At 38.1% G+C, this 12,934-nt stretch carries 19 protein-coding genes and 1 pseudogene; 16 read left to right on the forward strand and 4 right to left on the reverse strand.

Annotation, left to right across the window (positions count from 1 at the left end):
* Positions 1-30 precede the first annotated feature (30 nt).
* The 11 genes from L2716_RS06840 to L2716_RS06890 all read left to right on the forward strand — a co-directional run bounded on the left by L2716_RS06840 (position 31) and on the right by L2716_RS06890 (position 9,262).
* Positions 31-276, forward strand: coding sequence for a hypothetical protein (locus L2716_RS06840; protein WP_236333036.1), 246 nt, complete (start codon positions 31-33; stop codon positions 274-276).
* A gap of 28 nt (positions 277-304) precedes the next feature.
* The gene (locus L2716_RS06845) at positions 305-1,438 is read left to right on the forward strand and encodes an amidohydrolase family protein (RefSeq protein ID WP_236333038.1); all 1,134 of its coding nucleotides are present in this window, start codon (positions 305-307) and stop codon (positions 1,436-1,438) included.
* A 111-nt stretch (positions 1,439-1,549) separates the two neighbouring features.
* Entirely contained in the window at positions 1,550-1,885 is a 336-nt protein-coding gene (locus L2716_RS06850; RefSeq protein WP_236333040.1) for an MGMT family protein, read from the forward strand.
* A gap of 118 nt (positions 1,886-2,003) precedes the next feature.
* Complete coding sequence (locus L2716_RS06855) at positions 2,004-2,615, forward strand: superoxide dismutase family protein (protein ID WP_236333042.1); 612 nt, start codon at positions 2,004-2,006, stop codon at positions 2,613-2,615.
* A 134-nt stretch (positions 2,616-2,749) separates the two neighbouring features.
* The gene (locus L2716_RS06860; RefSeq protein WP_236333044.1) at positions 2,750-2,938 is read left to right on the forward strand and encodes a hypothetical protein; all 189 of its coding nucleotides are present in this window, start codon (positions 2,750-2,752) and stop codon (positions 2,936-2,938) included.
* Positions 2,939-3,128: 190 nt separating this feature from the next.
* The gene (locus L2716_RS06865) at positions 3,129-3,890 is read left to right on the forward strand and encodes an NRDE family protein (protein ID WP_236333046.1); all 762 of its coding nucleotides are present in this window, start codon (positions 3,129-3,131) and stop codon (positions 3,888-3,890) included.
* Between the two features lie 78 nt (positions 3,891-3,968).
* Entirely contained in the window at positions 3,969-5,552 is a 1,584-nt protein-coding gene (locus L2716_RS06870) for a multicopper oxidase family protein (RefSeq protein ID WP_236333048.1), read from the forward strand.
* 273 nt (positions 5,553-5,825) lie between these two features.
* Positions 5,826-6,656, forward strand: a complete 831-nt coding sequence (locus L2716_RS06875; RefSeq protein ID WP_236333049.1) for an electron transfer flavoprotein subunit beta/FixA family protein — start codon at positions 5,826-5,828, stop codon at positions 6,654-6,656.
* Positions 6,653-7,687 carry an electron transfer flavoprotein subunit alpha/FixB family protein gene (locus tag L2716_RS06880; protein WP_236333051.1) on the forward strand — a complete coding sequence of 345 codons (1,035 nt, stop codon included), beginning with the start codon at positions 6,653-6,655 and terminating at the stop codon, positions 7,685-7,687. The genes L2716_RS06875 and L2716_RS06880 overlap by 4 nt, the downstream gene beginning before the upstream one ends.
* Positions 7,671-8,966 (forward strand): FAD-dependent oxidoreductase, encoded by a 1,296-nt coding sequence (locus L2716_RS06885; protein WP_236333053.1) that lies wholly within the window; start codon positions 7,671-7,673, stop codon positions 8,964-8,966. Before L2716_RS06880 ends, L2716_RS06885 begins: the two co-directional genes overlap by 17 nt.
* Complete coding sequence (locus tag L2716_RS06890; RefSeq protein WP_236333055.1) at positions 8,966-9,262, forward strand: ferredoxin family protein; 297 nt, start codon at positions 8,966-8,968, stop codon at positions 9,260-9,262. Before L2716_RS06885 ends, L2716_RS06890 begins: the two co-directional genes overlap by 1 nt.
* A gap of 182 nt (positions 9,263-9,444) precedes the next feature.
* Here the strand turns inward: L2716_RS06890 and L2716_RS06895 are convergent, their stop codons facing one another.
* Both L2716_RS06895 and L2716_RS06900 read right to left on the reverse strand, forming a co-directional pair.
* Positions 9,445-9,771: a hypothetical protein gene (locus L2716_RS06895; protein WP_236333057.1), complete on the reverse strand. Its 327-nt coding sequence runs from the start codon at positions 9,769-9,771 to the stop codon at positions 9,445-9,447.
* 146 nt (positions 9,772-9,917) lie between these two features.
* Positions 9,918-10,061, reverse strand: a complete 144-nt coding sequence (locus L2716_RS06900) for a YjcZ family sporulation protein (RefSeq protein WP_236333059.1) — start codon at positions 10,059-10,061, stop codon at positions 9,918-9,920.
* Between the two features lie 141 nt (positions 10,062-10,202).
* Between L2716_RS06900 and L2716_RS18435 the strand changes: the two genes are divergently transcribed.
* The 4 genes and pseudogenes from L2716_RS18435 to L2716_RS06915 all read left to right on the forward strand — a co-directional run.
* Positions 10,203-10,316, forward strand: coding sequence for a TlpA family protein disulfide reductase (locus L2716_RS18435; RefSeq protein ID WP_408005292.1), 114 nt, complete (start codon positions 10,203-10,205; stop codon positions 10,314-10,316).
* A gap of 288 nt (positions 10,317-10,604) precedes the next feature.
* Positions 10,605-10,964, forward strand: a complete 360-nt coding sequence (locus L2716_RS06905; RefSeq protein WP_236333061.1) for a tetratricopeptide repeat protein — start codon at positions 10,605-10,607, stop codon at positions 10,962-10,964.
* 31 nt (positions 10,965-10,995) lie between these two features.
* Positions 10,996-11,238: a DUF3179 domain-containing (seleno)protein gene (locus L2716_RS06910; RefSeq protein WP_236333063.1), complete on the forward strand. Its 243-nt coding sequence runs from the start codon at positions 10,996-10,998 to the stop codon at positions 11,236-11,238.
* 18 nt (positions 11,239-11,256) lie between these two features.
* Positions 11,257-11,853 (forward strand): annotated as a pseudogene (locus tag L2716_RS06915) (DUF3179 domain-containing (seleno)protein); the annotation flags it as partial.
* 48 nt (positions 11,854-11,901) lie between these two features.
* Here the strand turns inward: L2716_RS06915 and L2716_RS06920 are convergent.
* Complete coding sequence (locus L2716_RS06920) at positions 11,902-12,171, reverse strand: phospholipase (protein WP_236333067.1); 270 nt, start codon at positions 12,169-12,171, stop codon at positions 11,902-11,904.
* A gap of 227 nt (positions 12,172-12,398) precedes the next feature.
* Between L2716_RS06920 and L2716_RS06925 the strand changes: the two genes are divergently transcribed.
* Positions 12,399-12,491 (forward strand): YjcZ family sporulation protein, encoded by a 93-nt coding sequence (locus L2716_RS06925; protein WP_236333069.1) that lies wholly within the window; start codon positions 12,399-12,401, stop codon positions 12,489-12,491.
* A 169-nt stretch (positions 12,492-12,660) separates the two neighbouring features.
* Here L2716_RS06925 and L2716_RS06930 read toward each other — a convergent pair whose 3' ends face one another.
* Positions 12,661-12,804 (reverse strand): YjcZ family sporulation protein, encoded by a 144-nt coding sequence (locus L2716_RS06930; RefSeq protein WP_236333071.1) that lies wholly within the window; start codon positions 12,802-12,804, stop codon positions 12,661-12,663.
* Positions 12,805-12,934 lie beyond the last annotated feature (130 nt).

Here is a 12,934-nt window from a genome sequence, read left to right on the forward strand (position 1 = left end):
CGAGATGATTACCGAATAGGAGGATGAAGTATGAAGAAAGGACTCATTTCTATCATTACCGGCATCATTTTAGGAGGACTCATTTCTTATTTCATGTTAGATAACTCAGGCTGGACTTATTTATATTCTGACGGAAATGCCGGCAAAACGGTCAATGAAATAGACATAGACTTGTTGTTTGATAGCTTGCTGATCATCGGAGGTTTGTCATCGTTTATTTATGTAGTGTGGTCAATGGTTGAAAAGAGTATAGAAAGAAGGTCGATTAAATCCTAATAATCTTCTTGAATTATGGGGAGTAAGTATGAAGAGATTTCTTTTTTTTATTTTCATTGGTTTTGCTGTACTCATATACATCGTTACAATTAAAGGGAGTCATATTCAAATCCAATCAGATCTACAATATAACCCCGATTCTGAAATGATAAACAAAGTTAATGCAATGAGAGAATCTAATGATGGAAATGATCCTCTTTATGTAATCTATAATGAACTTCCAGTTATTGATATACATAATCATGATGCAAGTCTATTAGATACTACTGAAAAACGAACAAATGAACACGCTAGGTCTTTAATAGAAATTTGGGAGAAATTTGGCATTGATCGGACTGTCCTTTTCGGTAATGTTTCTGAACCAAGTGCCGTCCAAACTGACAAATTATCATGGAAATACTACGAAGAGTATCCAAACCTCATTTATCCTTCATTTGCGGGAATTCCATTGGATGAAAAACAAAACGGTGCAAAGATCGTTAAGGAAAAACTAGAACGAGGCTATATGAATATGGGTGAAATTTATGTAGCATCAACTTTCTCAAACAATACAAATCTTAGTTGGAAAGGTGAACATCCTTATTGGGGTGAATTACCTGAAATTTATGAAGTGACAGCGGAATATAAAGTACCTATTTTACTTCATATTGATCCTCCTAGGGGAAAGAACATTACTTACTTAAAAAAGGCGCTTATGAATCATCCAGATACCATTTTCATCTTCGCCCATGGAAATGTATACAACACGCCATCGAATATGAAAGCACTACTTAAACAACATGACAATGTTTATTTTGATTTTTTCCCAGGATTTACTGCTTATCATCCTAAGAGCAAACACAGTTTACTTGATTTCGTCCCATTAATAGAAGCTTATCCAGATCGATTCTTCGTTGGATCAGATTCAGGATATGAAATTGGTTTAGAAAAGTCATACCTAGCAATTTATGAATTAATAGACTTGCTAACTCCTGAAACAGCAGTGAAAGTAGCGTACCAAAATTATGAGCGATTCATTGAACAACAACCACCAACTTCGTATCAAAAAATGAAAATAAAAGAATTAACAACCCAATTGAAACTCAAAACCAAAAGTTATCGATTGAATAAAAGACGTGCAAATGAACTAATATTTAAGCTTACAAAAGAAGTAGGACATTAAACTTGTTTTGGTAAAATCACATTAAATTCACGTTTGTTACAATTGGCATAACACTCATTATAGCGTCCTTATTATATAAGAACAACAATACATAAAGGAAGGTCTCATGTTTTGAAACCATTTACAGAAAACGTTGTGAAAATCATCAGTAGTATTCCTGCTGGTCGAGTGATGACTTATGGTCAGATTGCTAAGCTTGCTGGCAGCCCTAGAGGTGCTCGTCAAGTTGTGAGAGTCCTCCATACGATGAGTCAAGCACATCAATTACCTTGGCACAGGGTCATTAATTCAAAAGGCGCAATATCTATAAAAGATGATCAACAAAATGATATTCAAAGGAAACTGTTGCAAAAAGAAGGGATCATAGTTGATACGTCTAACACAATTGACCTTAACACATATCAACATCATCCAAATGAAATAGATGATGATGTTAACCTCATATAATTAATGAGGACATATTCTTATTAGATTAGGCAATTAGACCAATTTATCTGATAGGATGTTTTAGGTTTCTTTAAATCGTGAAGAGATTTGTAACAAATTCTTTGCGAGGGGGAGACCGATGAAACGTTGGATGGTTTACACCGTTTTATTCATTGTTTTACTTGCTTTAGTTGCTTGTAGTTCAGAAGAAAGCAAAGAGTCAAAATCCGATAATGGTGAAGAAAACCCTACCTTAAGCGGTAATGAACATGAGGGAAATACGAAAGACCAAGTTGTACCACTTTCCATCACACTAAAAAATAATAAAGGCGAAAAGATAGGTACTGCTGACTTCGAACAACAATTTGAAGGCGTTAAAATTACAGTTAAGGCTTCCAATCTGACTCCAGGGGAACATGGTTTCCACATTCATGAAAAGGGTGCATGTAAGGAACCGGACTTCAAATCAGCCGGGGGTCATTTTAATCCGACAGATGCTAGTCACGGTACAGATCATGATAAAGGTCCTCATGCTGGTGACCTGCCGAACTTGAATGTTAACGATGATGGAATGGTTCAAGAGGAAGTATTAGCAGAAAAAGTTACTTTAAAAAGCGGTGAAGCAAATTCTCTCATTAATGAACAAGGAACTGCCCTTGTCATTCATGAAGGTGAGGATGATAAGACATCCCAACCTTCGGGTGATGCAGGGAAGAGGGTTTCATGTGGTGTCATAAGTGAACAACAGTAAATACGACTAACGCTCCAGGTCTGTAACATTTCTGGAGCGTTTATTTAATATCAAAGGACATATTAATGAAACTGGATACATACAATGGCATGACTCACCTTTTTTCACATTTTAATGGAAAGGGGGTTAGGAGCATGCAGGGAAATATTTTCACTTACTTTGCCGCAATGTTCGCAGGATATTTGTTAGTGCAAGTGTCTTTGGCTGATTCGTTTTTATCAAGTATTGATTCTGCAGTTGATATCATTGGTATCATAACCGTTATTGTATTTGCAGCTGTTCTAATATTTAAAGGCGTAAAACAATTGATTCACAAATCTTAACTGTAGGCGAGTGGCCCATGAGCGAGTGGGTCACTCGCCTTTTCAAATCGTAGTGAAGTCATTTATTAAGAATAAGTTTCTAAGACCCCGCCTAATCAAATAGGACCTATCATGTGTACATTCATTGTTTGACAGTTACAATAACGATATAACGAATATAATTGTCAGAAAAGAATTGAGGAGAACAAGCATGTGTGTCTTATATTTCGCTTACAAAGTACACCCTAAATATCCATTAATCTTAGCAGCTAATCGTGATGAATTCTATGAACGACCAACAGCTCCTATCCATTTTTGGGAAGATCATCCTGACATTTTAGCTGGTCGTGACTTACGGGAGAAAGGGACATGGATGGGAGTTAATACACAAGGTCGTATCGCAGCATTAACGAACTTCCGAGATCCAAATGAGTGGACTAACCATAAAATTTCAAGAGGAAAAATTGTTAGGGAATTTTTGAACAGTGAAATCGATCCATTCACCTTTCTAAAACAATTACAATCAACACGCTCTGATTACCGCGGCTTCAACATCATTGTTGGAACTACCCAAGGGCTTTATTACTATTCAAATGTCCAAAATGAAATTACAGAAATCGTCCCTGGCATTCACGGTCTCAGTAACCATTTCCTAAATACAACATGGCCAAAAGTCGAAAAGGGAAAGCATGACATGTCCTTATGTATAGCCAAAGAATCTCCGATAGATCATGAATGTTTATTCGAAATCCTTGCTAATCGTGATCGTCCTGAGATTCAGCACCTACCAAACACAGGAATTGGTCTAGAGTGGGAAGAGAAACTATCATCTATTTTTATTGATACAAATACTTATGGTACTCGTTCTTCTTCAGTATTGACTATGAGTTCAGAAGATCATGTAGATTTCGTTGAAAAAAGTATAATTGATGGTAAAGTAAATAATACTCATTTTTCATTTTCAATAAAGTAAACAAAGGATCGTACATGTATATCCCTCTATTGACATACATAAGTAAGAAAGGATTCATCGTCAGGAGGGAAATTTCTGATGAAACTAACGCCATTTATTAATGCTCTTCCCTTACCTAAAGTCCTTAAGCCATTGTTTATAAAAAATGGTATCGCATATTATGAAGTGAAAATGAAACAAGTCTATCAAAAACTCCATAAAGAATTGCCTGAAACCGTTGTTTGGGGCTATCAAGGTACCTTCCCCGGACCGACTATAGAAGTAAGAAAGAATGATGCCATCTTCGTAAAGTGGATAAACAAACTTCCACAACAATCTATATTACCCTTAGATCATACCGTTCATGGTGCAGGTTCTGACGTTCCAGATGTTCGTACAGTTGTGCATTTACACGGTGCACGAGTTCGTCCGGAAAGTGATGGATACCCAGATGCATGGTTCACTAAAGATTTCCATCAAGTAGGTCCGTTCTTCACTACAGAAACTTATGAGTATCCAAACAACATGGAAAGTACAATGCTTTGGTATCATGATCACGCGATCGGGATTACAAGATTAAATATCTATGCAGGACTAGCCGGGTTATATGTGATAAGAGACAAAAATGAGGAAAAGCTCAATATTCCAAAAGGTGAGTATGAGATTCCTTTACTCATACAGGATCGTTCATTTAATCCTGATGGGACACTGTATTATCCAGCAAAACCAGACGATGAAAAGACAACAATTTACCCTTCGGTTGTTCCAGAGTTTTTTGGCGAAACCATCCTAGTCAATGGAATGGTTTGGCCCTATTTACAAGTTGAACCCAGAAAATATCGTTTGCGATTTGTGAATGGATCTAACTCAAGGTTTTACAGGGTATCACTCAGCACCAATCAATCTTTCTATCAAATTGGCACAGACGGTGGCTTCATTGAACATCCGGTTGAAGTCAAAGATTTCTTACTTTCACCAGGTGAAAGGATAGATGTGATTGTTGACTTTTCTACCTTTAAAGACAAAACCATAATAATGGAAAATCGAGCTCCTACCCCTTTTCCGGATGGTCGCAGTCCAGACCCTAACACGACTGGTCGGATAATGGCATTCAAGGTTACAAAACGTCTGAAACAAAAAGACTTAACCATCATTCCATATCAATTAAACAAAATTAAGTTTTACAAAGAGAATCAATCATCTAGAACAAGATACTTATCGCTAATTCATACGAAAGATCAATACAGTAGACCACTAATGTTATTAGATGATTTGCGATGGGATGATCCGATTACCGAAAACCCTAAGCTAGGTTCAATTGAAATTTGGAGTTTAATCAACATTTCTGATGATACTCACCCTATACACTTGCATCTCATACAATTTCAAATCCTAGATCGTCAACCTTTTGATGTTGAACATTTCAATGAGACCGGCGAAATTAAATATTCAGGCGAGAAGAGGGGACCGGAAATCACCGAGAGTGGATGGAAGGATATTGCGAATTCTCACCCAGGCGAAGTCACACGTATTATTGGTAAATTCAAACCCTATACCGGACGTTATGTTTGGCATTGTCACATGTTAGAGCACGAAGATCAAGAAATGATGAGACCTTATGAAGTCATCCAAAGGGACCGTTTCTTCAAAAGGCTTTTCCGTAAAATTCGCAAAAAGGAGTAGAGAGTCACCAATTTACCATCATCATCTATTTCATTTACATCCAAAATTTATCAATAAATGTTTGAATTTTTCAAATTTTATAATAAAATAGAATTATAATGTTTAATAAAAAACCAGCTCTACACAAAACACTAGTGAATCAACCACTTTCTAGCCTTCTACTTTTTATCCCTATCTGAAAGTCAGCATCAGACTTTACATCCCTTAATATAGTTAAAAGTAATTAGACAAATTTAAACTTGCACGATTTTCGTAGAAAAGGAGAGGTGTCCAATGCTACATATCGTCGCTTGCATTAAGCAAGTGCCTGATACGAAAATCATCAAGATGAATCCCAAAACAAATACAATGGATCGGGCAAGTGCGCCAGCGATTTTGAACCCTTATGATGCACATGCCGTTGAAGAAGCAGTAAGAATTAAGAACCGTTATGGAGGGACTGTTTCTGTATTGACGATGGGCCCGCCACCAGCCGTAAAGGCCATCAAAAAGTGCATTGAAATTGGCGCTGATGAAGGCTATATGATTTCAGATCGAAAATTCGCAGGTGCAGATACCTTAGCCACTAGTTATGCACTGACGAAGGCGATTGATAAAATCGCGAAAATACAGCCCGTGGACCTCATCATATGTGGAAAGATGACAATAGATGGTGATACTGGTCAAGTAGGTCCGGGAATCGCTCGTCGCTTAGATATCCCGCCACTGACATCCGTTAAGAAAGTCGAAGAAGTAAATAAGGATCAAGGATATGTCGTGGTACATCGTAAAATTGAAGATGGACATGAAGTCATTCAATCTAGCTTGCCTTGTCTGATGTCTGTTGAAAAGGAAATCAATGAAGTGCCTTATTCTTCATTCCCGAATATGCTCAATGCTGCACGATATCAGCCAGTCATTTGGTCCGTTGATGATTTAGAGGACATTGACATTAAACAATTAGGTTTAAAAGGCTCACCTACAATTGTTGCAAAAGTATGGGCTCCCCCAAAACCAGAAGGCGGAACAATGTTCGAAGGAAATCCGAAAGAACAAGTCGAGCAATTACTTTCGGTCGTTCTAGAAAAGAAAGAACTCTTTCATACTAAGGGGGGATCCGAGTGAATTTTGAAGAATATAGTGGCGTTTGGGTTTTCATTGAAGAGAATGAAGGCAATATCGCACAAGTTTCTTTAGAATTGCTTGGTGCAGGTAGACGTCTTGCAGATAAACGAGGTGTAGACCTTTGTGGTGTCATAATCGGAAATGGTGTTACTTTATTATCTGAAACGGTATTCGAGTATGGTGCCGATGTTGTCTATGTTTACGATCAAGAGATCTTCACACATTATCGAACCGAGTCATTTATGAAAGCACTTCTTCATTGTAGTGAAAAGTATAAGCCTGAAATTATTTTATATGGTGCGACATCTACAGGAAAAGATTTAGCTAGTGCTGTTGCCACAGATCTTCCGACAGGTCTAACTGCAGATACGACCGAGTTAGATGTTGAAGAAGATACAGGCCTTCTACTTGCTAGTCGACCAGCCTTTGGTGGGAACATTATGGCGACTATATTATGTAAAAAATATAGACCTCAAATGGCAACGGTTAGGCCTAAAGTTATGAAAGCATTATCACCTGAACCAGGCCGTACAGGAAAGTTAGTTGAGGAAACGATTGACGTAAAAGAAGAAGATATTAGGACTAAGGTATTAGAAATCGTCAAATCAACTACAAAAAAAGTAAGGATTGATGAAGCTGATATTGTAGTGGCGGGTGGAAAAGGTTTAGGTAATGCAGATGGGTTTCAGCTCATCCATCAACTAGCTCAAGCACTTGGTGGTGCAGTTGGAGCTAGCCGAGATGTTGTAGAGGCTGGCTGGGTAGAACACCCCCATCAAGTCGGCCAAACAGGTGTAACAGTTACACCTAAAATATACTTCGCAATCGGAATATCTGGTGCGATTCAACATTTAGTTGGAATGAAAAATTCTGGCTTGATCATCGCTATCAATAAAGACCCTGATGCTGCAATTTTTGAAGCCAGTCATTATGGGATTGTTGGAGATGCATTTGAAATCGTTCCTTTACTTATACAAGAGTTCAGTAAAGCATTTGCTGAAGAGGAGGTCGATCATGTCCGAGAGGTTTGATTGTATCATTGTAGGTGCTGGTCCAGCTGGAATATCTTGTGCGTATGAACTCGGTAAAGGAGGTGCGAAAGTACTTCTCTTAGAGCGTGGGGAATATCCCGGGTCTAAAAACGTCATGGGAGGCGTACTGTACCGACAAATGATGGAGGATGTCATTCCTGACTTTTATAAAGAAGCACCACTAGAGCGTCCCATTGTTGAACAGCGTTTTATGATGATGGATAAAGAATCAGCAGTTACATTTGGCTATAAAGGGATGGAATGGGGAAAAGAGCCTTTCAACAACTTTACCGTCCTACGAGCAAAATTCGATCAATGGTTTGCTTCGAAAGCTGTAGAGCAAGGTGCAGTGCTTGTGAATGAAACAGTAGTTACCGAATGTATCGTTGAAAACGGAAAGGTCGTAGGGGTCCGAACGGACAGACCAGACGGTGATGTATACGCTGATGTTGTGGTATTAGCAGATGGTGTCAACTCACTTCTTGCAAAATCACTTGGTTTCCATAAAGAGTATCGACCTGATGAAGTTGCACTAGCAACAATGGAAATCATTAAACTTGATAAAAAAATCATTGAAGATCGTTTCAATTTAGAACCTGATCAAGGCTGTACGATCGAATTGTTCGGCGATGCAACCAAAGGTATTCTTGGGACAGGGTTCTTATATACAAACAAGGGTTCACTGAGCATAGGTGTAGGTACTCTGCTATCAGGTTTAATCAAGCACAAAATACGCCCACATGAATTGCTCGACTATGTGAAGAACCATCCAATGATTCGTCCTTACTTGCAAGGCGGAGAACAACAGGAATATCTTGCCCACCTTATTCCTGAAGGTGGATACAAATCGATGGGTAAAGTAGTTGGCAACGGGGTCATCGTTGTAGGAGATGCCGCGCAACTTGTCAATGCGATTCATCGAGAAGGTTCGAATTTAGCGATGACCTCAGGTAGGTTTGCAGCTGAAGCTGTATTAAATGCGATGGAGATGGAAGATTTTACTGAATCTACACTAGACCAGTACCGGATCAAACTAATGGATAGTTTTGTTGGCCAGGATATGAAGAAGTATAAAGATTCTACACATCACTTTGATAAATTTCCACAATATTTCGGTGATTATATTCCAATGATGAACCAAGCTGCTAGTCAAATGTTTACGGTAGACGGAAAATCAAAATGGGAAAAGCAAAAAAAGATCTGGAAAGACATCGGAACGCCACGGGAAAAAATCAAAATTGCTCGAGACATGTATCGAGCATGGAAGGTGATGAAATAATGAATGAGGGGAAGAAGCCGCAATCAATAGAAGAAAAACAATACTTAGTTCGTTTTAATGCAGATACGAAATCTCATTTACATGTAAAGAATCCTGAAATTTGTTTGACAGATTGTCCAGATAAAATTTGTACGTTATTCTGTCCTGCAGAAATTTACAAGTGGGAAGATATCCGGATGCACATTGGATATGAGGGTTGTCATGAATGTGGCAGCTGTCGGATTGGATGCCCACACGAAAACATTGATTGGGTTTATCCAAAAGGCGGGCACGGCATCCTGTTTAGATTAGGTTAATCGGCAAGAAGAGATACGAATCACATTAGGCATAATCAAGGGGCTGTGATAAAGTCAGTGAAAACTGACTTTATGACAACCCCTTGTTTTTTCATTCAATACATGAATGATATGTATCTTTGTACATTATTTCACAAATATGCACAAAAAGAGGAGAAGATATCTATACTTCTATCTCTCTTTTATTTAACAACTGTAAACAACTGATCTTCTTTTGCTTTTTTCTCTAACTCGCTCGTATAATCAATCGCCTTATGAATGGAGGTAAAGCTATCAGATACATAGTAGGGTAGTTTATAATCGAATCCACCACAATCCTTTGAAGGATAAATGATAACATTCCATTGGTATGCACCAGTGTTTTTATCCATCTCGTTACCCTCAAGCGCAATCAACCAGTGGGTACACGTATCACAATCCGATTGTTCTTTAACAGATGCACGATCTGCATCGCCTATCATTATCAAAGCTCTTTGATAAAACTCACCGTAATTTGGGGCATTTCTCATAGGCATCACTCCCTTTATTACTTAATGACATAAAAGTGTCTTATTCCAATATATGTACGACCTGATTAAATGATCATCAAAATTGTTGTAATTTCCTAATAAAAAAATGAGATTGACATACGTCAACCTCATTACAAGACAATTTTCTAATACCAGAAACCGCCGCCACAACCTCTTCTACGACGATTGTTGCCACCGTAACCAGCCGCTCCTACGATAATTAACAAAATAAACAATACTAGGATCAAGGCAAAATATTTTCCGCCTACGCCACCAATTGCTTCACTCACATTAATAACCTCCTTTCCTTTCTAATATATGTACAAGCACCATTAAAGGGACAGGCATTCGAGTAGGAAATAGGAAAATAGGCAATATGTTTTTATTCAAACGCCAAACCCCTTATAATTTTGGAAAGGAGTGATAAAAAGATGTTGCTAGAAAAATTACCTGAAGTTCAACTGCAAGATCTAAATGGAAATCCTTATTCGACTAACCAGTTAAAAGGAAAGAAAGCCTTAATTTTCATGTGGGCTTCCTGGTGAAGATGTCGTGAGCAACTGCCTGGATGGCAGGAATTTTATGAAAACGTCGCAAATGAAGATTTTGAAATTCTTTCTGTAGCGGTAGACCTTCAAGGACCCGAAGTAGTAAAACCTTATGTAGGAGAAACCTCTTTCAAAACCGTTGTAGACAGCGAAAATAAGTTAAGTAGTCTATTTAATTTCAAAATTGTACCTAACGGCATATTTGTCGATAAAGACGGAACAATAAGGTTAATTAAGCAAGGGTTTAAGGTTACTGATGAAACACATACCTCAGCGGTACAACAATTGATCAATAGTGAGGCGGATCGTATCGAGCTTGATGATCCTTATTATTCACCATCCACAGAAGTGGAGAAAGTACAAGTACAATTAGCCGAAACCAAATTCAAGCTTGGGATGCAATATTTGAATAATGCAAACAAAGACGAAGCATTGAAAGAATTAGATGAGGCGATCAAACTTGATCCAGACAATTTCCTGATTCGAAAACAAAGATGGTATATACGTTATCCTGAAAAGTTTAACGGGACCATCGATACAGATTGGCAACAAGCGCTTCTGAAGCAGGAAAAGGAAGATGAAGCCAAAGCGCGTGGTGACCTTGAATGTGGACCCGATGGTTGTGAAATACCAGGTACAAACTAAACGTCAGAGTAGCAATCTGGAGGAGAATATCTTGGAAGAGCAACAATTTGATCGAAGTAGGGCGACATTGAAGAAGAAGGATTTGTTCACCCGATTCAATGTCAAAGACCATAAACATGTAAAAGACATTGAAAAGAGTAGTTTGAAATCGGATGACGAAATATTAGTAATTGAACGATTAGGGAAAAGACTTGCGTTCTCAATGAAGCAAATGGCTTACCACCACGTTGCTCAAGGGGAACTTTCAAATGAACCATACATTGTCAATTTCTGAGTCGTTTGCCATAGTGGAACTGGGATGGTTCCTATTGTGAATGGGAAAGTACATCATTTTGGTCCAAGAGGACTATACGACGGAATGGTATTAATAAGTGACGATGAAACCAATTCCTATTGGAATCATGTTACAGGTGAGTGTGTCTACGGAGAATTAGAAGGGGAACGGTTACAAACGTTTCCGATTGAACATACAACTGTTAAAGCTGCAATGAACAAATACAAAGATCTGAAGATCGCACTATTTAATCCTTCCATCAAGATGAAGCTTCTTTCATTCGTTATGACTCGAGGTAAGAAAAAGAGTTTCTTACCTCCTGGTTTCGAGCAAACGATGGGTGTTCTGGATGATCGCCTACCTAAAATGTCAAGTGGACTAGGCGTTATTTTAGGTGAACATCAACGATTTTATCCTGTCGATACGGTAAAAAGTAAGGGTGGGACGATTTACGATTCAATACACGGTAGAACCGTTACGGTTCAGTTGAATCCCGATGCTGGAGTCCCTCAAGCGACCTTCACCGACAACCAGGTAGAAAAACCGATGCAGCTATTTACGAGATGGTATGGCTTTAGCTTAACCTATCCTAATTGCGAAGTATACGATGGATAAGACATATGTAATGAGAGGACTCTTTACCCTGAGTTCCTCTCATTCTTATTACCTTAAGAAAAACGTTTTGATCTTCATAAAGTTATATAATAACCTTGCATGTCGTGCTTCTTCAGAGTCATACTGCATTTCTTCACGTAAGCGTTCCATAAATGCTAAGTCACACTCTAAACACGGTCCATGAAAGTCATAACACTCATCATGTGCTTTACATGCTGCATCAACATCATTTATTGGAAAACCAGGACCACTACACCCGGGACCACACCACTTATAGCCTGGAAAAATGCAAAAACCTCTTTTTGTTCTTCCGCCCACGAACATTAACCTCCCTACTCAAGCATGTGTACAAGCTTTGTTGTTACTAGATTATGCTTTACCTCGTATGTAAGTTTGTTCGTATACCCAAATGAAATCAAAGAATCCAATCTAAATGAAAAATGTGCACATCACATGAATACTTGTCCAAACACATTTCTTAATGGTACATAAAATGATAGTGAGAAGTATTCCTTCTTAATCTTTTTGAGAAAGGAGTTTTTTACTTGTCATATTCAAATAATGGATCAGGGTTCATTCTAATACTAGTATTGTATATTCTACTTGTTATCGTAGGTGTCAGCTTCGTAAAGTGGTAAACCCATTAACTCTTAGATAATCGTTAACGAAGGTCACAACTGTATTTTAGTTGTGGTCTTTTCAACGATCGTCAGAAAGGAGGATTAACTATAATATTCAAATACATATAGGGAGATTCCCTCGCCAATCTTTGACGTGAAAATCTCCTTAAATATTCAGTATGACAGACTAGTATCCATATCCCCCGTGGCCATAACCGTCGTCACAGCAATATCCACTCATTGCTGTTGCTCCAATGATAATCAACAAGATAAAGAGTACAACAATTAAAGCAAATCCACCGCCATATTTATATCCTCCACCATCACTCATTTCAATTACCTCCCAAATATGAATTACCTTAGCAATATATGTACCAGGAATATAAAGTGAACAGTTTATACAAAGAATCTTGTAAATTAGGCATTTGTGCAATTTGTCCGTAAAATAGGAAAGAAGGATC

Origin of the sequence: Pseudalkalibacillus berkeleyi, assembly GCF_021608225.1 — a bacterium.
GTDB classification, from domain to species: Bacteria; Bacillota; Bacilli; order Bacillales; family Fictibacillaceae; genus Pseudalkalibacillus; species Pseudalkalibacillus berkeleyi.